Genomic DNA, 25,607 nt, shown 5'->3' with positions numbered 1-25,607 from the left:
TTTCGCCTGCACGCCAAAACTGCGGACGAAGTGGGTCGATCTTGTCATTGTCTTCGGCCCATGATGGGTTGTCGCGAAGATCTGAAGAATTAGGTCCGTCGATTGGTGCGGTTCGCACGTCACGGTCGCCAAGGTCGGTTGCAATTTCACCGGCCATGATCGTATTGGACAAACCATCAAGCACATCTCGGAAAGCCATGTATTCACGCGGAACAAACATCCCTCGGCCTGCGACACGGATCTGATTGGCGTTATCGGAATGAATTTCGTTAGGAGTCCCCCATCGGTACTTGCCGACGTCCGTGTACTCAACCGCGTCGCGGAGGCAGGCAGCGTAGTTGGTCCGGCCCAAAGCAGGAAGTCCTTTGCCAGGATCGCTTGGACAACGCAAGGACGAAATCTCGGTGATCCAGGGCAGGTAATCGGACCGCCAAGGTCGAGGACCCATTGCTGGCCATGGAGGCGTTCTTGGTGTGAGGTCGGTGTTGATTCCGAGTGGATTACTGATTTGCTCCCAAACGGCTTGCTGCTCGATGAACGGCAAGATCCCAACCAACCAACCCAACCGAAGTCCGTTGCTTGCTAGGCTGTCGCCATAGTTGCCGCCCCGAGTCCCAGCCATCTGACCAGGAAGGCTGTCATAAGCCGAATGGTAATTGTGAACGGCCAACCCAATTTGCTTGAAATTGTTACTGCAACTCATACGACGAGCTGCTTCGCGGGCCGCTTGAACTGCGGGAAGCAAGAGACCGACGAGGACGCCGATAATCGCTATCACCACTAACAGTTCAACAAGCGTAAAACCTGTCCGTTTTCGATACATAATTGCACCACGCTAAAAAGAGGAAAAAGTGAATTTCAACGGAAATTCCGTTTGAAAATGGCGGATCAGAATTGACCACAAAACCATAGTTCGCGTGACCACAGCTTTACGGCTTGAATACCTACGCTGCGACCCGCTTATAAGCCAAGTATAGACCAAATCCCCAAATGACAATATATCAAATAAGATCACGGCAAAGAAAATCACAACCCGGTCTAACTCAGCGACAAAACCGGCTTGCCAACGCGGTTGGATCCACCAAACATAGGATGATATCAAGGCGGCATTCTGCGCCACTTTTCGACGACCCAATGAGCACTTCCACGCCATTAGGCAGTTCATCCTCGGAGGACTGCTCCTCAGCAACTGTCCAATATCACGGCGTTTTACGCATATCCTGAGGCAATAATGCACAACTCGCGCCCCCAATAAGCAACACTCCATTGGCAAAACTCCACAAAACTGAACTTCGAACCAGGGGAGTTTCGCTTGTCCCAAAATTGTCCAATCGGATCATCCAACAAGGCCTTCGACACGGCCGTTCAATCCAATGCGGTAAAAAGACGCACTGGCCGAATGACAGGACATTGAGTGGGACACATCGGAGTCACAAATAATCCGAGCTCGTGTATTTCTAATTCAATGTAGGACAGGACCTGTCCTGGCATTGCGGCGTCAAGGCCGATCCTGGCTTACGACGCCCCCACGTCAATGATGAAAATCCCTGAGTGCTTCGGTAACTTGCCCCCCTCTTTGAACCACTCCGAATCCAAAGCGACGATGTCTTGTTAAGCTTCGATCTGCAAACAAACTTCCCCGCAAAGATTCGGTGCGATGACGCCAATGGGATCGAGATGAAGTTCGATTTGGTTGTGTTGCTCAAGTTGCTCGGTTACATCCACCGCAAACGGCTGCTCACCGACGGACAAGAACGCACCGTTGAGCTGAAGCTGCGAGAGCTTTCCCTGCCAGGAATGGATCGAAAGCAACACGCTAACGCCCGGCTTAAGTCCAGTGGGACGATTAAAGGATCGGGTGTAGATCACACCGCAAAGAGATGGATTGGTTGCTTCCGTTTCGAGCATCGCCGTTTTGGAGACTTCCACTTCAGGGACATCGACCTTGACCGATTCCGTTTGATTTTTCGCCCGCTTTGACCACGGAAACCGAAGGTGAATCGTATGCACGGAAACTCCTTTTGCCAGCCAAACAAAAACCCTGATTGGACGAGCCAATCAGGGCGATACGTTGAATTTCCATTCAAAGGAAGCCCCTTGGACTTCCCTTACTAGGATTCGCTAGTTGGTGAAATGGTTGGATCGTGCAAACATTTCTTCGATTTCCGCGTTGGTGAATCCAAGGGCATCACCTTGATCACCGATGTTGGTGAAACCAAAGTCGTCGTTTCCAGTGTACCCACCAAAGAACTGCAACGCGGATCCATCTCGACTGACAACAAATTCTTCATCGGTCAAAACAGTACTGAGCACTTCACCGTCATCGACGATCATCATGATTGCCTTGTCACGTGTGTCATTCAACATCACTTCGATGTACTCAACACTATCAAAACCTTCGGCAGCCATCATGAAAATTTGATGGCCCTCACTGTCAAGCGAAACACTGCCCCCGCGTCGCCCACCATTGGACGATTCCAAAAGAGCTTCATTGTTTCGGAGATATGTCGAACCAAGGATGTCAACACTGCCAAGAGCACCGGAGGTCCCAAGTACCGCCAAGCTACCGGGCACCGATGCATCGGAAGCACCGACATTGATCGGCACTTCGTTGCTGCCCGAAAGGAACACGTTGTCTTCCGAGACGCCGAAGTGGAGCACATAAGAGCCAGGTTGAACTTCATTGAATTCATAGGCCCCATCATTGTCCGTTCTGACTTCCTTCACCAATTCGCCGGTTGGGAGACGCAGCTCCACGCTCACACCCGTCAAGCCAGCTTCACTGGAATCTTTGATGCCATCGCGAATCGGAGCAACAGCGCCAAGTGAAGCAGCGACTTCTTGGATGTTTTCAACTTTGTCAATAAAAATTGCACCGGAGACCGTTGCACCAGGGCCGGTTGGCGTATCATTCGCGGGGATCGTGACTTGAGCCGAAGCGGTTCCGATCGCACCACCACTGACGTCTGTCAATTGAACCGAGAAGTTTTCGGCTGCTTCTTCGATGACGTCATCGATCGTTGTAACCGTGAAGGTCTTCGTTAGTTCTCCGTCGTTAAACACGATCGATCCAGCAGGGATCGCGGTATAGTCGCCAGGAGCAAAAGCGGTCCCGTTGACGGTATTGAAGCTGACCGTGACTTCTCCATCGCTGCCGCCGGTTCGAGTGATGGTGAAGGTCGCAGTCCCGCCTTCGTTGACGGTTGCGTTGTTTGCAGATACTGAGAACGTTCCTGGTTGTGCAACCGGAATGTCGTTGGCTGGAATCGTGACTTGGGCCGTATCGGTTCCGATCGTACCGGCACTGACCTCACTCAAAGTGACCGAGAAATTCTCGGCTGCCTCTTCGGCCGTGTCATCGATCGTTGTCACACTGATCGTCTTGGTCGTTTCACCAGCAGCAAAGACCACCGAACCCGCAGCCACGGCGGTGTAGTCACCAGGGGCAACCGCGGTTCCATTGACGGTGTTGTAGCTGACCGTCACCGATCCGTCGCTGCCACCGGAGCGAGTGATGGTAAAGGTCGCATCGCTACCTTCGCTGACAGTCGCATTGTCTGCGGCAATCGAGAAGGTCCCAGGCTGAACCACTACAGTATCGTTGGCTGGAATCGTGACCTGTGCCGTTGCGGTTCCGATCGTGCCCGCCGTGACGTTGCTCAAAGTGACCGAGAAATTCTCGGCAACCTCTTCGGCCGTGTCGTCGATCGTTGTGACGCTGATCGTTTTGGTCGTTTCACCGGCAGCAAATACAACCGAGCCAGCAGCAACGGCGGTGTAGTCACCAGGGGCGACCGCGGTTCCATCAACAGTGTCGTAGCTGACCGTCACCGATCCGTCGCTGCCATTGGCACGCGTGATCGTAAAGGTCGCGGGACTGCCTTCGTTGACGCTTGCATTGTCAGCCGCAATCGAGAAGGTCCCTGGCTGTGCCACTACGGTATCGTTGGCTGGCATGGTGACTTGGGCGGTCGCCGTTCCGATCGTACCCGCCGTGACGTCGCTCAAAGTGACCGAGAAATTCTCGGCAACCTCTTCGATCGTGTCATTGATCGTGGTCACGGAAATCGTCTTGGTCGTTTCACCTGCGGCAAACGTCACCGAACCCGCAGGAACAGCCGTGTAGTCGCCCGGGGCAACTGCCGTTCCGTCGACCGTGTTATAGCTAACGGTAACGATGCCATCGCTGCCACCGGCACGAGTGATCGTAAAGCTGGCTGGGCTTCCTTCGTCGACCGATGCATTGTCCGCCGCGATCGAGAACGTGCCTGGTTGAACCACGACGACATCGTTCGCTGGAATCGTCACTTGAGCCGTTGTAGTCGCTATCGTTCCCGATGTCACGTCACTAATCGTAACCGAAAAGGTTTCGGCCCCTTCTTCGACCGTATCATTGATCGTCGTCACGTTGACGGTCTTGGTGGTTTCACCATCGGCAAACACAACCGTACCCGTGTTAATCGCGGTGTAATCACCAGGTGCAACCGCGGTTCCATCAACGGTGCTAAAAGTAACGGTGACTTCGCCATCGGTTCCGTTTGCACGGGTGATCGTAAAGGCCGCTGTGCTGCCTTCATCAACCGATGCGCTATCCGCAGTGATTGAGAATGCTCCTGGCTGAGGCGTCACGGTATCGTTTGCAGGGATGGTGACTTGAGCCGTCGCCATTCCGATTTCCCCGGCACTGACGCTGCTTAACGTGACCGAGAAGTTTTCGGCCGTTTCTTCGACCGCATCATCAATCGTGGTTATTGTGATCGTCTTGGTTGTTTCACCTGCGGCAAACGTTACGGATCCGGCGGTGACAGCGGTGTAGTCACCAGGGGCTACCGCAGTACCATCAACGGTGTTGTAGTTGACCGTGACCGAACCCTCACTGCCATCGGTGCGAGTGATAACGAACGCAGCAGGATCACCTTCGTTGACCGTTCCGACGCTGGCGGTGATTGCGAACGATCCAGGCTGAGCAACGTTAAACTGAGTCGCATTAATCGTGAAGGATGCGTCTTCGTCAATTTGCAGACGGTCTCGCGTCACAATCGACTTCGGTTCGTTGTCGAGCACTGGAGTCGTCGTCGGTGCGACGAACAAAGCAGTACCGTCACCTGTGGATACCGACGAATCGAAATCGGGCAGCGCGTCGATGGCCGCTGCGATCTGAGTGTAAGTCGCCGTGTCCGAGTCGAAGGAGACTTCGATCGTCTTGGTCGCCGACGTATAGACGGCTAATGGAGTCGCAGGGCCTGTCGCGGAGCCAGTGAACGTAATTTGCACGCCATCAAACGCGACGTCGGTTGTCGCAGCAGTTGCTGTGATTGCATCGGTATCCGTACCGAAATTCACCGTCGCAGCAATTTCGCCAGTCGCCGATGCTGGGTCCAATGTGCCATAAACGAGAATTGCTTCGGCAACTTCGCTCATGTCCACTCGGAGCTCTAATCCCGTTACAGGCGTTTGAATGAAGACAGGAACGCTGTAGGAATCGAAGGGATTGGCCAATGTGTCGTTATTCGCACCCGGTGAACTCGGGACGATCTGGGTGGAGCCCAAACCACGAAGGTCATTGAACAATGCGAGCCCGGTTGGATCATACTCTCCAACTGCACCGGTGTTGCTGAAGAATTCGCGACCGTTCAGCGAAGCACTTGAAAAGTCCAACGCGTACTGAATGTCGTCTGGTGGGTCAGGCAAGCCATTGGTGACACTGTATTCACGTGTCACGGCATTGAATGTATTCAGTGGGAATAGCCGCCCCGCGATCGAGACCATTGGGCTCATGATGATATTTGGCGCGTCTTGGCCAATCAAACCATCGCCACGGAAACGAACTTGTAGCAGGTAATCTGTCGTAACACCCCCGGCGGTCTTCCCAGCGTCCAATTCTTCGATGACGAAGTCATCCCCGCTGAACACCATCGTGCCATCACCCGAATCTAGAGCGAGCAGTGCCGTTCGCACGGCAGTAACGGGGTCCGCAATAAAATCGTCCGCAGTCACATTGACGCTGATTGGAATCGGATTGAGGCTACCATCCAAAATGTCGTCGCCAAATTCGTCCTTCTGGTTCAGCGTGTTACCCTCGGCATCTCTTAATGTGATGTCGAACGAAACATCACCGGCCGGGTCGCCGTCTCGCACTTCACCGTCCACCAGCAATTGCTGTGCTTCATGGACGATCGGGACGACGGTGCTGTTCGCGTTGGCGACTCCGCTGGCAAAGATGTCGGTCACTAATTGGAATACACCGCGGCGATCGGGAACATCGTCTTCGTTGAGTCCGTCACCACGCAAATCGAGGTAAGACACCTCGAGTTCGAAAACCTGACCTACTGAAACATCGTACACCCCGGTGGCGCCAGGCAAGTCTTGACTGACATTCCCGACGGGCGTCCGAGGGCTTAACTGCAATTCGATAACTGCCTCATCCGCTCCCTCGCCAATCCGGTTGAGCTCGTTGATTACCATCAACGCGTCCGAAGCGGTGACGTCACCATCGTTGTTTACGTCGACAAAACCAGTAACTTCCCCAAGTTCCCCTTGGCCACTGTCGCGTTGACTCAAATGGTTGATCACCATCAAAGCGTCGAGGGCCGTGATTTGCTGGTTGGCGTCGACGTCATAGGCCAGCGAATCGTTGTGATAGCTGTTCGCCATCACATCGCCAGCAAGCAATTCGCGACGCTCGAGCATCTCGCTGATTAGCCGTCGCTTTTTACCGCCGTGGGATAACTTATCGGTTCGACGGTTATCGGATTTCGGCGATACAGGGCGACCAAGCAAATGACGCAGATGTCTCATCTGATTCTCTCGGGGAAGATGAAGTAGAGATTTGGGGAAGTCTCACACCCAAAACACGCTGACTATTCAATTGGTTTCGGATGATTGTGTTCGTTAGGATCGACCTAAGACGATAAGCCCGCACTAAGGGCGAATTGCGCCCATATTACCTATTTCGCCTGCATTGTCAACGATTTGAGGTAGTGGCAATGGAGGTCGTTTACGGATCGTGTCTAGGACGATCGATTATGCCGATTAGTTCCGGCATTTTCGGCAAAATTGAATCTGCAACCGCCGAAAACAACTGTTCGTCATCACCCGCCAACTCACTCCAATGGGTCGAATCCCGCTCTATTGTGCTTCGCGCGATCTCATTCACAACCATTTTTTGAACCAAGTTTCCTGAGATTTCTCGGGAACATTGGCGTGGCACCAGTCTGGGCACCAGTCTGGCGACTCGCCGAGGGATGCTTTCCCGTCGAAGCGGAGTGTCGGACGAGCCCAAAGTGCTTAGCGGACGTTCACCCGTGGGGAGCAGGTCGGAACCCACCAAACTTGTCATGGATTCGGGCACTTGATCGGAAGTGGCCAAATCGGCAAAGACTTGATCGTGAGCTGATGATTGCGGCAGATCGGGTTGTAGCGGCAAATCGCTTCCCACCGACTCACCCTCGCCACCACTGTCACCCTCGCCACCACTGTCACCCTCGCCACCACTGTCACTACTTGCCATATCGGTCAGCATGTTGATGACGACCAGGGCATCCGAGGCAGATAGGATTCCATCGTTGTTCACATCGACCCGTTCGCCCAGTGCCGCGGTTCCAGTCAAGGTGATCGAGCCTGATTCAGTAAGATGGTTGATGACGACCAATGCATCGGCAGCAGTAATTTGCCCGTCGTGATTGACGTCGCCGGGCATAACGAGGTTATGCCACGAATTGGTGGGACTTTGTGCAGCAACGGCAATCGATGCGGCTGGCCCCTCCGCTATTTGGACGGTCCAACTCGATTGAGCGAACTGAAGTTCGGGATCCCCGCTCGCCACAGTGACCTGATACTCGCCATCAGCCAATTGATCAAATCGGAAGCTTCCTGAACTGTCCGTCAAAATGGTATCGGATACCCCGAATTGCAACGCTGCGATTCCGATCGAGGTCCCGGCATGACCAAACGCCCGGATCGATGCAATTTCGGAACTCGAGTCCGTGATTCGAAGGGAAACGGTTTCGCCAACGACGATGGCATCCGTGGTGACGCGGCCGATCCGTTCACCGAGATCGTTATAGGCTTCGATCCGCCCGTAACTCGGCGCCGAGCCGGCGACGACGGACAATTCGACCACGCCCACCGGTTCATCAAAGTTCGCTTCAAAAACCGTATTCTCCGTCCAATGTTCGGACCATTCCAGCCGCTGAGAACTATAAGAATGGAACAGTTGATCTCCACCAACCAGCGCCGAATCAAACACGCCAAGCGTCGGGGCGCGTCCAGCACCGCTAGCGGTAAGCGTCATGCCGGGAGAATTCGCGGGATCGAGTTCTCCACCAGGCAATTCGTTGGCAACTAGGTCTTGCTGATCTATCGGGTTCCCATCGACTCGCTCGATTGTGACCGTGACTCCCGCCAGCGGTTTTTCGTCGATATTCCGTACACCATCGCTGTTCTTGTCATCGAAAGCAAACCCCGTCACACGGCTAGTTGAATACGCATGCGTTTGCTTGGTTCCGATAACCAACTCGCTTGTGACGCCAAGCTTCGTATCGATCACGCGCCACTCGATTTCGTCAAACGGGCTGGTGATCGAGATTTGCAGGTCAAAATCGGCGGTTTGCGAATCGGGCGAAGCGGCAGTGATCCAATCACCATCGTCAAGTCGATATTGCAGCTCGCTAATGCGATTAATCGTAATATCGCTTTGCGGCCCCATCGAGTTTTGATTTGCCGACGGAACCGCCGAAGCGGAGCCGATGAAGTGGTAGACCGAATCGATGCCATCAAAATAGCCCATCGCATCAAAACGGAGCGGCACGTCGGCCAAATCAAAAACGCCGTCACCATCACTGTCTCGCCATCCGATCATCGCCAGGGTCGAATCGGGGCTGACATGTTGCGCATAAGCTTCCGCCAAAGGGACGCCACTGCGCATGATACTGATTTCTTGAATGCCGCTCGGGTTGTCCGCCGCATTGAGATTTTGAGCGTTATAGTAGCCGCGGCGATCGGTCCACGATCCACCACCGGGATATTCGTCGCGAGTCCAAAAGATATGGCCCATCTCGTGAGTAATCGTCGATGCAGGACGAGTCGATGGCATCACCATGAATAGGCCGCCCGCGAACGCAAACGCCCCCGAGAAATAGCCTCCCGAAGCAAAGAACCCGTCGGGATCATCGGATGAATCGACCACAAAGATCGTGAACGCCCAATCAGTCCCTAGCTTGGTTCGTTGGTCGTGGTTGAACCTTTGAACCGCCGTTTGAACTGAGCTGGTGCCTTCCATATACCCGAGCGAATCCATCCATCGATCCACCGCCAATTCGAATCCTTCGCTATTGCGGTCGATCAATTCATAGGGCGTCTCCACAGGGTCCACCGCATAGGTATCGTCCACCACAAAATCCAGTGTGTGAACGGTTCCCAGAGTATCGAGCGTATCGGACCACCAATTGACCCCTTCGCTGACCTTGGAGAGCATTTGGTCGATTTCAACAGCCCCCCAGTTTTGAGACTGCGCATCAACGCTGCCGTCGCTCTCAAAGAAAACGGGCGTGACCGCAACGGTTCCAAGCAGGAATTCACCCGTGTCCATTTCCGTCGCCCCCAGCGGTGCAGCGGCAAGCAGGTTTCGGCGTTCGAGCTTCTCCACACGCATCGTTCGGCTTTTCGCAGCACGTGAGGCTCTTTTCGCGACGCGAGAGGCTCGGCGCAGTTGATTTGGTCGAAACATGATCAAGGACGATGCTCGGTGCGGTGGAAAAGAAGACGAAACGGCTCACCCCATTATCGGCAATCGGAGCCCAAACGCCGCTACCTTAGACGCCCAAATTATGACTTGGTTGCCTCCAACGTGGCAAAAGATTCCGATTGTTTGGGTAAAAACGCCATTTTTTAGAGCAATTTCCTGATTCGCGCAGGAACATCGCCGTGCGGTGCGACCGCAAGCGAAGCGAGCTTCCGCTCGGATTGCGTTCGCCCGCTCCCGTTCGCCCGCTCCCGTTTGTCGCTAGCATCGTGTCATGATAGCAACAATTCAGCGATAACTGATGGAGGCCAAAACCTGTCCTGGCGAGGTGGCGCCAGGCCAGATCCTGGCCTACATCAAATTTGCAAATCCGCTATCGCGTTTCGCTCACAAACTGGCAAAAATCTTATCCAAGGTCGAAACGGGATCATCGCTATCGTTCGCCGATGCAGTGTCTTCGGCGATCGTGTCGACAATTGAATCGACGCTCATCGTCGCTGCCGAGTCAAACACACTTATTTTGCTCGACTGGCTCGGCACGACTTGCGGAGTCGACTCGGATGCAATTGGGTTGCCCGAATTCGCTTCGGAGATCAACAAATCGCCGGTCGCGGTCGCACCTGATGCAAACACGCCTTCTCCCATCGGTACATAGCCGGTTGCGACTTGTTCGCCGGAGGCCTCGAACTCGTTCCTCATCGTGTTCAATTCGTTGATCACGTTGAGGGCATCAAGTGCCGTCATCACACCGTCACCGTTGGTGTCGGGGAATTCAGGCAAATTCGTTGGCAACGGCAATTGGTCTAGCTGAACCGCTGCGACCCCAGCTCGGTCGAGTGCATTGATGATTTGCAATGCGTCTAGCGGAGTCACTTCGCCACTGTTGTTGACGTCGTACTGATTAATTGGGTTTCGGTATGGATTACTAGAAACGAAGATTTCATAGTCTTCCACCTCGCCACTTGCCGCGAAACCGTCCGATCCGAGCGACGGATCTTCGCTGATGCGGAATCGAGCATACGTATCGCCGGTCACGGCCGAGCCAGGCACGTTGATCGTAATCGAATTACCTAAGCCAACGCCAACCACCGTTCGACCACTGCCGACCGAACCGAATCGTTGAACTTCGTTGGCAGCAAAGACACCATCATTGTTCCAGTCGAACCACGCATCAAGATAGAAGACGCCCGGTGCTGCAACGGGAATGTTGTCCGCTGGGTCGGTCGGTAAGTTAATGTCAACCAACAATTCCGTCGCAAAGCCAGGTCGAATCGCACCGGTGACGCGAACGCCATCGTCATTTTGATCCGCGTTAGGTAGGTTTGCATCGGTATCGAGCGTCACACCGCGGCCAAGATACAAGTTCTCAACGACGCTATGGTTCGGACCATTATCGGCTGCAAGCGATTGATAGGGCGATGGTGCATCGCCATAGTCTGCTCCGCCACCAACAAAGATCACAAGTTCCGTGGTGCCCCTATCGGTATTACTTTGCAATAGGTTACCGACATCATCGCGAACGATCGGTTGTGCAACGGCTCCGGTACCAAAAGCGGCACTCACTCCGTCGATCACCATGCGATCACCGACGATCGAAACCGTGACATCGGGAAGCCCGATGCTTTGGATTGCAGCGGTGTATATCAAGGCAACTTCTTCGCGAGTCGCGTCGATCGGTATGACCACAGGGATCGTCGCTTCTTGGCCCGCCGAAGCGATTTGCAGAAGCCCTGTATCCAATAAATTCATCGCGTAATTCGTGTCACCACCAAGTGTGATGCGTCCATCGCCTGCGTCGAGTGGTTCCAAGCCAAGCCCAGCACCGCCGATCGCTCGGATCAACGCATCGGTCACGCTGGCGATCGTGGGAGCGCCGATTGGAGTAACCGCGATCGCAGTTGGATCAATTAATCCCCCACTGAAGTTCAACTCGAACGTCCTAATCAGGTTCGCTCCACGTTGAATAACGAAGGTTTGGCCATCGGCAACTGACGGATCAAGAGAGGAACCGTCGTTGGGAACTCGGATACCAAAGCCAACGGAGGTTCCGATCGCTGGACCGGTTACTTCACTTATGATCCGAATATCCGTTGTGCTAGCGGCCGCCGAAGCTAACGGCGAATCAGCCAAGATTTCCACTCGGTTGTCAACGGCTTGCGAGGTCAGGTTCAAACCCTGTGCAGCAATCGCTGTGTTCAATGCAATCGCTAACTCAGGTGCTGTATCGGTCACCAAGACGGGGACTTGGATACTGCCTGGGGTTAGCTGAACGGCGTCGGTATCAAATTCGAACACCAAAGTCGCGTTACCGTCGGAAACCGTCGTCGTTTGTCCATCGGCGGCACCAACCAAATCGGCCGACATCAAAATGTCGATATTGGTGACCGTCACGGTAAAGCCGTCGGTTAGCGGCGTTGCAGTCGAAAGGGTCGACGATCCAAGAAGTTGAACGCGATTGTCGGCAGATGCGGCGGTTAGGCTTAAACCTGAACTGTCAATCGCAGCAGCCAACGCAGCGGCCACTTGTTCCATGCTTGCCGTGGAAGCGATCAGAACACCGATCACGTCGTTGCCAACCGCACCATCGGTAGTCATTTCAAATGTTGCCGTATTGACGCCATCAAAAATGGTAACCGCTTGTCCGTCAATGTCCGCAGCAAGCAAGCCTGGGTCAACGACAATGTTGATTCCAGTATCGGCTTCGAGCGTCGTAAACGAGCCGTCGAGTCCAATCACGGTCGTCAAGTCCCGGTCGTTATATTGCGATCCGGTTTCGATGCGAAGAACGGCGTCGCTTGAATCGAGTAAGCGAACAACGTAGACCGAGTTATCTTCCCAAATGCCCGCAAGCGGTGTTAGCCGAATGACATTGTTCGATGGATCGTAACCGAATTGGTAATCCTCGCCTTCGATCAGCATTTGTCCATTGCGCGTCACCAGCAGTGCATCTCCGGTCACGCTTGCATCATCAATACCGACACCGGGTGTCGGATCGGCATTAGCGATTCCATCGATCAGTTGAATGTCAAATGATGTGAAGATGTCGCTTCGTGCGGTAACCACTTGGCCCCCTTCGAGACCGATATCCGGCGCTCGTGGTGAGACCAATACAGCACGGGGGCCTACTTCATCGGCGCGGTCTTCGGCACCACGATCCTTGAAGACGCTTTCGCCGATACCGTCCGGCGTTTCGACGTTTGGATCGTCGACTCGCAACTGACCATTCACATCAAAACGTGGCGAGATAATCGGGCTCGGTGGCAAACCAATTGCATTGCGAACCGTGAACAGCGAACTGCGATCTTCGAGCGAATCGATCGAACTATCGATGATCGGCGTTCCAGCACGCGGAGTAAAGACAAGTTCGACGGGGTTAATGAATAGTTCTAGAGCCGAAGGCAACGTTTGAGCGTATGCCCCGTCGGCATCGGGTTGGTTGTTGATCGCGTCGGTTTGATTGCGATAGAACGTCGTGCCACCGATCACGGTTTGCGAACCAGCGTCATCGATCGTGATCGCTGTTTCCGTATTGGCGATCACATTATTCAGCAGGGTAGGACCGGCGCCATTTTGAACAACGATACCTTGACTACCCGAGACGTAAATATCGGCTCCGATAGTCGACAAAGCACCAAAAGCACCAACCGCGTCGATGTCTGCACCAACGGGTCCACTCGTCGCGGTGCCTTGTCCAAGATCCGTTAAACGAACGAATCGGAAGCGATCTTGAGCATCAAAGCCGCTGGCGTCCAAGTCAATCGTTGAATCGATTCCTGCAATGATACCAACATTGAAGAAGCCGACTCCATCGCGACTGACTTCCACCAAAACGCCTTCGATCGCACCCGTTTCAAAAACGATCAAATCAGGCCGCGTGTCACCGCTGCCGGTCAAGAAATTGTCCGTGAATTCGAGGGTGAGTGAACCGCCTACTCCAAGCGAAGTGGTGGTAGTGCCATCCACGGGCTCGAGTCCACGTCCGCCGGCGTCGGGAATTCCGAGTGCCTGTAGCGGATCATCAAATCCAGCCGTAACGTCATCTCCGGCCGTATAGCTAACCACTGCATCGGCGAAGGATATCTCCCCTTGCTCAAACAAGATATCGTTGTAGATATCGGGGAAAGACTCAGCAGGTGCGGTCACATTTCCGCCAAAGATCGTGTTGTTCAGAATTCGGTCGAATGCGATCGGGTCACTCTGCGTGCCACCACCGCCACCGAGTCCGGTAATACGAACGCCCGCGTTGGCATTGAACGCCATCACGTTGCTTTGCACGACAACGCCCGGAAGCAAGTTATTCGTGTTCAATTCGACCAAGTTGCGAGGATACGTTACCGAGGACGGGTTCACGATCGTGTCGTCGGTGCCTTGCGTACGAGCTTCGGCAGCTCGATTCAAATCCACACCGGCGTCCGCATTGAACAAGAACCGACTGTTTTCAATGATGATGACGCCTTGATCACTATTTTCGCGGTTGTCGTCACCACGAAGACCCGAATAGGTCGTGTCGGCAAACGCGCCACCATTGTCGGTCACGATCACTTCGCCATAAATATTGATGCGAGAATCACCCTCCATCTGGATCAAGTCAGTTTGCAGTTGTTGGAAGCCGAGATTGCCATTGGCACCCGTTGCGGCGACGTCCAAAATCTGTGTTACCGATGGCATCATCAACGCATTGATAATGGCATTGCCGACTTCTTTCGCGGTTGCGGAAGAACTGACTCGAATCGCGACTTGCGAGTTTGGCGAGTTCAGTCCATCGCTGACACCGAGTTCGTCAAAGACATCGAACTCGAAAGTGACATCGGCTCCGAAACCTGCGACGGAAAAGGATGAACCATCGGTGATCGATGGGCCTGGCAATACGGTGATCGAGTAGCCTTCGCTCAACCGATCATTCGTGTTGAAGGTTCGGTATCGCGCCGAAGCATCACTATCGACATACTCACTTGCATCGCGGATTTCGAGTTGATAACTGCCGGTAACCGTTGGTTGACTTGGTTGAGAAGGACTTGTGAAATCAAGTGTTCCATCGGCAATAAACACTTCCGTCGCAGCGACTGCTCGCGACTGCGTTACCAACTCGCCTCGTTCCGCAAATCCAATAATAAAGTCATCGAGGTAAACGCCTTCATGGGCGTTGTCGAGCGACCCAGCAAGGTTGCTTGAACCAAACAGGTCACCATACCGTTGGTTGGCATTGACGAAGGGACCGAAGTCGTTGATCGTCAACGTCGCGGTTCGAATCATCGATCCCGACACGGGGACCATGGTCGTGTCACCTTCGGTAAATCGATCGGCTATCGCTTGGCTGGTTGCTTGAGCGACCTCTTCGGCAGATGCCGTGCGGCTAACGCTAATCGGAATACCTGACAACTGCGTTTGACCACTGACCGGAAGCATGACCGCCGACGACGTCGTGATCGTTGCCGAACCGGGGACTTCGATTAGATTCCCATCGGTTTGCACGTCGAGAGGAATGAAGAAGCGAACCGACGCGGTATACGAATCGATCTGTCCTACCCCTGCGGTTCCTTCGAACCGAGGGTCGTATTGATCGTTTCCTTGACCGCTAATGCCAATATAAACGGGTCCATCGACTGTTGCGGTGTACTCGACCACATCAAGTGCAGTGTTCGGCGTCGAGAACAGTGGATTACCAACCGCATCAAAGAATCGAATCGCTGCACTCAAAGCAGGGTTCGTATCCAAATCAACATCGACCGAAATCGTCGTTCCTGCCTTCACATTGGCACGAACCAAATCGACATCGTCTAAGTTAGACAAGTTCCCGAGGGCATCGACCGAGCCGATGCGACCGGAGCCATTGATCGTTGAATTCCCGCCCGAGTAAGGCAATTCGGTGGCTTCGTAGAGCAAATCGTTTCGAAGGTTATCCACCAACGGGTCATCGGATGGATCGGAGAAGTTGAAGTCGTTGATGACATTGAATTGAGGCAGTGGAACACCCGCAGCAACCGAAAGTGCCATCGCAATGTCAGTTTCAGTTTGGTTCGTCAGCGGAATCGACGAACTGGTGAGGTCCACCGAAATCTGATCGACTCCGACCAAGCGAGTGCCATCATTGAGAACGTATTGATTCCCAGCAAAATCGACCACAAAGACTGCATCGGGGTCGATGTACAATGCCGCCAATTCGGTGCCCGATGGAACCAAGCGAGTCATGTCGACCGTATCGGCAACCAAGTTAGCGACGTCGGTTGCACTAAGGTCACCGAGTGTCGTACCGGCGGGTTGCGATGCCAGTAGGCTAATGGCAATTTGACCGGGCTGGGTCGTCCGAGTGCCATCGTCGAGCACGTAATCTTGCCCATCGATCGTAATGACTGCAACCGCATTTGGATCGCCGCTGTAAAGCGTCGCCAAATCTTTGCCCGAAGGAGTGTTTACCGCCGGAGCAAAATCAATTGCAAAGACCTCGCCATTTACAACAATTTGCGAATCTTCTACAAGCGATTCAGCGGAAACGGTACGCATCGATGGCGTGCCGGTTTGCGTCGTGCCCGCAGTGGTATATTCGATTCGTAGGCTGACGTCACTTTGGCCTGCGAACGCATCAAGAGGCACGCGAGCTTGACGCCAATTGCCATCGGCATTGTCAAACAACTGTGCAACGTCAACGTCAACCGTATCGTTGTACACACCGATCAATGGCGGATCATCGAATTCGTCATCGAACGATCCCCCACCGCGTGCTTCGGTGTTACTGGCGACCAAATGTTCGACGCCATTTTGATCAATCACGTAAACGCGAAGCGAGTCGCGTTCACCATCTGTGTCGTCAACATTATCGGTATTGAGGAAGTAGTTGAAGTACATCGTCGGCAAGTCACTTGATGCGAACTCGCTCAAATCGATCGAATTACTCTCCACAACCCCCTTGGCTCCACCGGGGAAGTTATACGTGTTAACGATCGCATCACCATCTTGGCGTGCATCTCCGACACTCGCGTTGGCCCCATTGTCCGAAATCGCGTACTGATTTTCGAAATTGAACGCTAACGAATTACCACCAGTGATTCGACCAATACCCGAATCTTGCCCAAACCGGGTGCTGCTATGGATTTCATTCAAACCATGCCCCAGATCGTCATTTCGTGTCGAGGTGACATGCCAGAGGTTCGTGTCGAGCGTGCTGAAGTCCAAGCCCAACGCGCCAGCGATTCCGGTGTTGATCGAAGTTCGACCACCGGCAAAGACGGGCTGCAATTCACCGCGAGTGTTAAACGCGTGGATCGTTCCGTCGGCAGTAATCCCGAACAAAACCTGACTGAGTTCACCGTTTTGGACATTGCCCGGGCCGGCCCTGAGTCCCGTGAAGTTCAATCCGATCAAGTCGGTAGCGGTATCAACATAAGTTCCGACTTCGCGGTTACCTTGGCCAACGGCATCAAGGAATCCACCCCCCACGACGAATAGCCCACCGGTATCGGTGACTGCGTAGAGGCTAGTTCCAACCACTTCGATACCCGTGACCGAGCCACCGGTGGGAATTCCGCCGGCAACAAGGTTCGTCGTACGAAGGGTACCAACACCACTTGAGACATTCAAAATCTCACCGGTAAATCGGACCGAACGAGGATCGGCGCCAACTGCTGCCGTGGCTGTTACATTTGGCAAGTCCCCCGAATCCGACGCATCTTGAACCGCTTGTTCAATGCGAGCGGCCACAACGGCGCTCGTGTCCGTTGGGTAAAGCGGAATCCGGACATTCCCAGCATCCACACCGGGTTCACCGTTGAGCGTTAAAGAGGAAACGGCACCACCGAGCGTCACAGTGACCAACTCGGCTGTCGGCATCGACATCTGAGTTCCTTCGGCAGAAATGGGGAACTTCGCTTCGCGGATCGCATCGGCTAGCAACGCTGCAATCGCTTCGGGACCGAGGTTTGCGGTGAACACGACGGGGATGTTTCCTGAACTGACGGTTGCAGCATCGGTTACAAATTCGAACACGCGAGCCGTTTGGCCAGCCAATTTGATCGATACTTGGTCGCCGACATTAATTGTGGCGGCTTGACCAATGATCAAAGAATAGTCTTGATCAAATTCAAACGTCGTCGTTTCGGTTCCGTTAGTAACCGTAAAGCGGTCACCATCAAACAAACTCGGAACATTGATACCAGCCGCATTCACTTCCGTTGCAGCCGTGATGCCCAACTGAAGCGAAGGAGCCGTCACAGGCGCGACAGTGTCGATTTGGCCAATTTCACGCGGTTCGGTACCAGCACCCGCGTTGGCGAGTGAGAGATCAAAGGTACTTCCGACAGCCAAGCCGGTTTGATCATCGAAGGCATAGAGGATATTCGAGATGTAGCTCAAACCTTGCCGTGGGACAGGGCGATTACCGACAAAGAAGCCAGTCTCGCGACCTGCGAATTGACGAATCGAAATCGCTTCCACTTCGATACCGTCATTACTATCAACATCAAGAATCTGAATAGCAGGAGGCGTTTCAGCCACAAGATCGTGGAATGTCGAAATGCCGGCACCGACGCTAATCTGGGTGAGCGAAGCGTCGGCCGTGCTAATCCGGTTGTACGTCCAAGCGTCATCGGCTGGGACCCGATCATCGAATCCAGAGTAGGCGAACAATTCACCATTGCCACGGAATGCAATGTCGCGAATCTCGTCTCCGAAGTCACCTACTGTGCCGTAGCTTACACCTGTGAATGGATTGACCAATCGTAGGCTGCCTGCGGTATTCACATATAGCAGCACATCGTCGAGCGTGTAATCGATGATCGAACTATTGTCGAACAACAATGGGATTGTCGGCGCCGTCGCGGTACCTGCGAAATAGTTGTCAAAGTTATGTTCGGCGAGTCGCTGAACCGAATCGATCGGTTCGAGTCGCAATAACGGATTGGTTGTGTCGCGGTTAAAAAACTGATCAAGTGGCTGAGGAACTTGAGTCTGGTTCGACACGGCTACGAAATAAGTGCCCTGGACCAATTCGCTGGAACCGATGTAGGGGTCGCCATTGCCGAATGAACCTCGTGAAAGGTCGGACGCTTGAGCGGTACCCAAAGGTTGGTCGTCGGCAATATTGCTGTCCGAACCAATCAAGATCAATTCGCCGGCTTCATTGAAAACATAGAGGGCGGTATCGGCGCGAGCCAACCCGTCGGCATAATCCAAGTCAAACGCGGTGGCCAAGTACAACGCGGCGCTATCACGAGTGAGATCTTGATAATTAACCTCAAATTGATACCAGTCGACATCAGTCAGGCCACTCATCGTCCCGCCAATCGACTTACTCAATCGGTCGCTCGACAAAGGCCCGAATTCCGTTGCCGTGACGTCTTGCGTGTTCGAATAGATGCCAACGATTTGTGCGTTGCCAAGCGTGTCGTTGGGCGCGTCGATTTCATATTCGTCACCCGCAAGCGGGCTGTGAATCGGTCCGCCGATGACTTGCACGCCGTTGACTGCAAAGCGAACGTCGCTGTACCGGATCTGTGTCCCAGCATGTTCATCCACTTCTTGCAAACGAATTTGTAGTTGGTATCCACCGGAGGTCAAACCACGACGCAGCGAGCTAAGTTCTTGGTTCTGGGTTTGACCCGAAACGACCAATGATCCATTGGCTCCCGATGCTACGCTACTACTGCGAACACGAACATGATAAATATTTCGCTGTCCCGCTTCACCCGGCAAAATCACACGCATCCCCGCGTCACGCGGGTTGGTCGAATACAAATCTTGATGATCCGTCGCCGTCAAATTTGTACCGTCGGTTGCCAATTGATTCAGCGCCCGAGCGTTGTCGGATTCGAACAGACCATTGGTCCCCGTCAATCGGTTCTTGGTCCCCATCGATTCGGCCATCGAATCGTCGGATAAGACCAAAGTGTTTCCGTTTGCGTCGATCAACTCGACCACACTGTCAAGCCCCATGTCGGCGCGATCAATGTCCAACCAAACCAGCGTACCTGCTTCGCCGATGAACGAATAAACGTCGATGTCACCGGGCTTGCTGACCGAACCGTCAATGATAAAGCCGAGTCGGCGGTTTTCATCGCCACCCAATGTGCTAGGTGCAAGTTCACCAAGGAATTGCGATTGACCAGGCGTGGGGTTGGTGTCGGAGTTGCCCACATTGCGTGGTTCATTTTCGCTGGTCGCCAAGACATTACGGTCATCCGCGGCTTCACGAATCGTGATCCCATTCCATGAACCCGAGCCAACATACGTTGACGGCACGCCGTTCTCCGGATCGCCGTCATCGGCTAGAGTGATTGGAAGAATGCCATCGCCATTGGTGTCGAGCGCTGCGGTACCATCGATGCCAAATCCAGCACCGATCGTATCGTCACTCAGTGCAGTCAGCACGACTGGGAAATCGGGATGACCAACAATTTGCAGGCTGCCGCCGATGCGGTCAGCGATGTCTTGGAATTGATCCTGTGCGGTCGTTAAACTTCCGCCTGCAACGATGCCAGCCGTTTCGCCTTCAAACTTCACTACCAAACTGCCGCGAGCATCGCTTTCAAGTCGCAGCCCGCCATAGATATGTTGGTTGGGGACTTCGATGGAATCGCGAACGATGTGAACGATATCCACGTCGTCCAACACCACTTCGGTCGAAACAACTCCGCCACGAATTTCCACTCCATTGAGTCCGAAGTCATCGTCCGTATCAGGGTCATTGGGATCGGCTGCGATGCGGTTACCTTGCAGCAACGGGCCGCTGTTTCCAACCGACGATACCGAGTCGATCCGACCCGTGGAACGACCTGAATCGGTCAACTCATTGAACGAGAAACTATTGATGTCAAGCGAAGCCATTGGGCCAAAGCCGCCAATGAAATCGTTGTTCAAAATCACTGGCTGTGCAGCCCGAACAAAAATCGTACCACTGGCGTTCGTGCTTCGCCCACCACGATCGGGTTCATTCAGGTTGATGACGCCACGTCCATCCGCATTACTTTCCAAACGGCTATTGGCGAGTCGCAAGTCACCTTGATTGACTTCAATCACATTGAAACTGGCAAACCCACCAGGGATACGCGATTGGCCACCGCCACCTGCGATCACGGCATGATCAAACGACGCTGCGCCACCGAAGCCAACGTAAACGCCGGCCCAATCGCCCGCTTCCAATGAAAATTGGTCGTCTTGACCGTTCGTTATATAACTGCCACCGGCACCGTAGCGAGAATCCGAAAGGCTGGTCATTACGACCGCCCGTTGATCCGTTCCTTCGGCATAAAAATGGCTACCGAAGGTGACGTCAATCCGTGCCCCTTCAATTTTCAGGATCGTTCCTGGATCGAGCGTCAAACCGGGATCCAATCGAGCCGATCGATTTTGAGTCGTTGTTGGCAACGGATCCGAACCGATCAAAGCAGTGTCGACAAACGTCGTTGCCGAAGCATTCAGTGATCCAACCAAAAGGAATTCACCAGGCGTGCCGTCAGGTTGAACCGTTGCGCGATAAAGTCGTCGGCTAGTGAAGCTTGATGCTGCCGGTACCGTGGGAAGGCCCGTCAAGCGAAGGGCTCCATCCGCGGCCAATGTGAACGGAGCGGTCGTTTGACTCGGAGTCGTTTCGCGTCCCGATCCGTCTGAGAAAGTAATGCGATATTGGTAACTGCCGGCAGGCACGCTACCAGTCAACAAGTCACCCGCCTCGCTACGATCGCTGACACGAATCAGCAAACTGCTCGGTGCGTCAATATTTTCGACCGGGCCTCCAGCGGAGCCAATAATCGAAAGATTTTCTTTGAGAACATGAACAATATCGGTATCGTCAAAACGGGCATTCACGGTCAACGGTTGCAAAACGTCACCGGTGCGCGTCGCTACACGGACGAACAAGCCGTTGATCGTGTTGTCCTCGACCGTGTTGCCACGAATATGAGGTCCAACGCGTGCATAATCCGGCGTAAAGTTACCGAGTTGTGCTGCTTCGGTGAATCGAGATTCTTCGAACGTGTCCGGCGAAGCAGCCATCGCTGCGTCAGCCGAGTTGCGGATACTACTGTTGATAATGGTGGGGCGGGTGACCGCCATTTCGATGGGACTGACGACCACATTGCGACCGTCAACACGGACTTGACCGCCGCCATAGCGAAGGTCAGCGAATTGCAGGTGGTTAAGGAAGATGCCTTGCGCCTCAAGGTTCGTTCGGGACTCATCCGAAAAATCGATGTCGCCGCGGAAATCGACCCCACCCCAATCGCCTGCTTGGGCGCTATCGGGTTGGTCGGGATCGAGATCATCGTTGTAACTAGTGAAGATCACGCTGCCCGGAATCTCCAAGCCTTCTTGGTCGAGAACCGGACGTCCCAGTGCATCGAGAATCGTCGGCGTACCAAGAATTTGCAGAGAAGCGTTACTTGTGTCGACAAGTGGTGCCGTACTACCGACACCCACTCGGCTTCGGCGCATCTTAAAGACGGCACCGGCATCGATGACCAAATGGACATCCTTAGGCACCGTCAATGAATCACCATCGGAAAGTGCAATGCCGCGATTGTCACTACCAATTTCATAAGCAAAGTTGTCCGCCACGGTACTAACGTCACCGTCGGTACCGCCATTGCCGACGACGCGAATGGTATCGCCAGGCTGAGCCGCAGCAATGGCGTCATCCAAGTTCAAATACGGATTCGACGTTGCAGGATTCAAGTCGGGAGCGACGGCTGCTTTGTCAACCAAAAGCGTTGTGTTGGGATCACTTGGAACAAACCAAAAATTGAACAACCCACCCGCTTCACCGTCCAAGTCACCGTCAAGCGAGTTGCCCGACAAGTCTTCGATACGGTCAGCTCCCTTAGCACGGAATGATAGATTTAATTGATACGTTCCTTGGCTTAAACCGCCGAATCCACTGCCAGGAGTGGCGGGGTCGTAGTTCGTATTACCCGATGCACTGACGCCAACCGCATAGGTGCCCGCATCCAATTCCAAATCGATTAACGAGTCGTTACTGAAGTAATCGTCGTTCGCGGCAATCTCGGTATACGTGCCCGAAACGGTGTCGAACTGATACAACCGAAGTGCCGTATTGAGCAAGCTTGAACTTGGCAAACGCTCGGCCAAAGTCTCAATACTGATCGTCCCCGTTTGGTTAAGCGAGAATTGATATACATCAATATCATTGCTCTCGGGCCGATACATGAATTGCCCATTGACGATATCCGCAACACTTGGGAATGCAGGCTCGTTGTCGGAGCTTGGGTTGAGCACCGATGCCGTGCTCTGTGTAACCGGCTGTGGCAAATGATCGGCATAGCCGTAGCCCAGCAATTGACCAACAGCCAAGAAAGCTCCACGGAAAAATTCGCCGCCAAGTTGGTCATCGGTCGATTGATCGAAATCTTGGAAGTCAAGAACCGCCAAGTCATCCACACCGTCAAGGTTTCGGTCACGCGTGGCGACGACGACCGATTCAGGCGCCGCAAGGTCCACGGTACCATCGGCGTTAAAAATCGCCGCTGCACTGTTCACTCGCGTATCGGCACCATAGAGCTCTCCGACTGCGATGGAGAACGACGCTTGACTTGTTAGCCCGCCAGTGGTTTCGACAAATTGAACGCCTAGGTATTCACTAAACAGCGACAGAACTTCGCGAACACGAGCCTTCTGCTGTTCCGTGATCAAGTTGCTATAAGTGCGTGATTCATCAATGCCAGGCCTCGTTGGATCGTCACCATTCCAATTATTGACAAAGTCGTACTGAAACTCGGTAATCCCCGATTCAGAGTCCGCACCAAGACGCAGGACATCAAGCGGAATCGTTCGAAGCAATCGCGAGGGGTCATCCGGCCGAAGGTCACGGACTCCGGGCACATCCGATCCACCGGGAAGCTGCAACAAATAGTCGGATGTGTTTACAATCTCACCGCTGAGAGTCGCGGATTGAATCCCCGAATTTGGATTGCTGCTGAGCGTCCATTGACCATTGAGGTTGAACGCGGTCGCAAAATTATCTGCGGCATCCGAACCGACATTAATGGATGTGGGCGTGATCGAAACGGGCTCACTCGATCCAATACGAAGACGCGCAGCGCCATCCAAAAAACTAGTAGGGTTGATCGGATCGGGAACTCGCGACAAGGCATTGGCGAACTCTAGCCTTACGATCTTGGTCACCGAGTTGTATGTCGCCGACGTCGGGGCGAGTTGAATATCGTCGGCCGTTCCAACGGTATCGCGAGTGTAGATCAAACGATAAAAGTCGCGATTCGTCAGCGTGCTCGGATCGACATCGCCTCCATCAACATGGACGTCGATCACGTTCGCCGAAACATTCAATGTGCCATCGGCTCGACGAGTGACGGGCTGAGGAACGACCGCCAAAACTTTCGGACCGCCGTTGACTTTGAATTGTCCGGTGACACTTTGGCCATCGTTGAAATATTCCCCATCTTCGTTGCGAAGCCCCAATGCTCCTGCGGCATTGATGTCGACACGATACGTGTCGTCCGGCAGTGCTTCACCGAATCGGAAAACAATCTCGCGATTGGAATCACCAAAGCCAACATAGCCTGGTTCAATCACCGAATCGCTAGCACCAGTTAGAACCAGCGGCGAATAGAACGTGCTGCGGTTGCCCATTAAGGTGCTGCCCGCACCCACTTCGAGCGTTCCAGTAACAAGGCTGGCCGCTTCCGGATTTGCATTAAGTGCGGTTAAGAATTGGTCGACGGTGGTCACGAAGCCAGCGGTCGAATTGACTTGCACCTCAATCGCTTTGCCGCTGACAAGCACCAACGGTAATGCTTCTCCACCGAAGCTGCGCTGCTTCACTTCAATGGTTGTACCGGTTCCATTTTGGCCCGACTGAGTAGCCGTCAATCGAACGCGGACGGCACCCGTGGTGCCGAGATCCGTGATCGCTTGTGCGGAATTTGCACCCATCAGAACGACCGGGCTCGTCGTATCAACGATCTGGCCCACCTTGGTCAACGGCGCCCCGGTGACCTGCTGCGCCATAATGATTTGATTCACTGAATCCGTGTCGTTAACCGCAGCGATCACTTCGGCGACCGTCGCAGTTCGGCCGGTGGCGATGTTCAGGTCCAATGTGATGACGGGGCTAATCCCCGACGTATCGGCCGTCGCAATCACCGGCACGCCGCTGTTGCCGCGATTGGTTTGCTTGTAGTTGATCGTGATTCCGTTTCCAGAAATCCCCGACGACTGGGCCCGGTATTCGACCAACACGGTCCCGTTGGTACCGAGGTCATCGGTCGCGTTCGCCGCTTCAAAGAACCCGTCACTTCCGGCGCGAGTGATCGTGATTCCGGCCAAGCTCTCTTCGCTAATCGCCGCATCGCCGTCGAACCGAAAAATCAACTCGCGAGGTGACGATCCCAATTCGGGAACGGCCGTCGGTAGCGTGTTGGTCACTAACGTTTCGAAGTCGCGGAATAAATTTCCATCGTCGGTGGGAATATCACTTTGGATACCGACCAATTCAGGTCCTGCAAGCAATTGCCGCGATTCTAGTGTTTCCGATAGTAAGCGACGCTCGTTACGACGCTGCTTATTACGCAAGCGGCTCGTCATGTTGCGAATGCTTTTCTGGATACCGTCTCGAACTTTCGATTTACGGTTGGTCATCAAACAGCCTCGTGTTCAGTGCCATGGTGGTGGCAAAATTGGGTTCGGGATTCTGCTGGCTTACTTCGGTCACTCATCGGTTGCCGTCTAGGAACGTCACAAAGTACCTTCTCAAAAAAAGATGCGTCACGTCGACGTCATCTTTTAATCAGAAAAAAGGAACTTAGGAGCAATAGGCAGCTTAATAAAAGGGGCGAGTTTGGGCAGTATGCACGCAGAGTCTGCTCTGAATTCTAGTTGTGGATTGGCGTCAATCAACGAAAAT

The 25,607-nt window shown here is 53.7% G+C and carries 5 protein-coding genes; all 5 read right to left on the bottom strand.

Annotated elements, in window-relative coordinates:
* Positions 1 to 823: DUF1559 family PulG-like putative transporter (locus tag CA13_RS21720; RefSeq protein WP_419194667.1), on the bottom strand; the 823-nt coding region annotated here is incomplete at its 3' end.
* 788 nt (positions 824 to 1,611) lie between these two features.
* Complete coding sequence (locus CA13_RS21715) at positions 1,612 to 2,010, bottom strand: hypothetical protein (protein ID WP_146400202.1); 399 nt, start codon at positions 2,008 to 2,010, stop codon at positions 1,612 to 1,614.
* Between the two features lie 111 nt (positions 2,011 to 2,121).
* Positions 2,122 to 6,798, bottom strand: a complete 4,677-nt coding sequence (locus tag CA13_RS21710; protein WP_146400200.1) for a Calx-beta domain-containing protein — start codon at positions 6,796 to 6,798, stop codon at positions 2,122 to 2,124.
* Positions 6,799 to 6,997: 199 nt separating this feature from the next.
* Entirely contained in the window at positions 6,998 to 9,652 is a 2,655-nt protein-coding gene (locus CA13_RS21705; protein ID WP_419194666.1) for a dockerin type I domain-containing protein, read from the bottom strand.
* A 477-nt stretch (positions 9,653 to 10,129) separates the two neighbouring features.
* Positions 10,130 to 25,342 carry a GEVED domain-containing protein gene (locus CA13_RS21700; protein ID WP_419194665.1) on the bottom strand — a complete coding sequence of 5,071 codons (15,213 nt, stop codon included), beginning with the start codon at positions 25,340 to 25,342 and terminating at the stop codon, positions 10,130 to 10,132.
* Between the last annotated feature and the right edge of the window lie 265 nt (positions 25,343 to 25,607).

The sequence above is a fragment of the Novipirellula herctigrandis genome, assembly GCA_007859835.1.
GTDB lineage: Bacteria > Planctomycetota > Planctomycetia > Pirellulales > Pirellulaceae > Novipirellula_A > Novipirellula_A herctigrandis.
Note: the sequence above shows the minus strand (reverse complement) of the source record. Positions and strands in the feature narration are given on the sequence as shown.

What these genes read in the sequence shown, in the direction of transcription:
- CA13_RS21705 (WP_419194666.1), bottom strand. Translation starts at nt 9,652, where the DNA reads ATGCGTGTGGAGAAGCTCGAACGCCGAAACCTGCTTGCCGCTGCACCG.
- CA13_RS21700 (WP_419194665.1), bottom strand. Translation starts at nt 25,342, where the DNA reads ATGACCAACCGTAAATCGAAAGTTCGAGACGGTATCCAGAAAAGCATT.
- CA13_RS21710 (WP_146400200.1), bottom strand. Translation starts at nt 6,798, where the DNA reads ATGAGACATCTGCGTCATTTGCTTGGTCGCCCTGTATCGCCGAAATCC.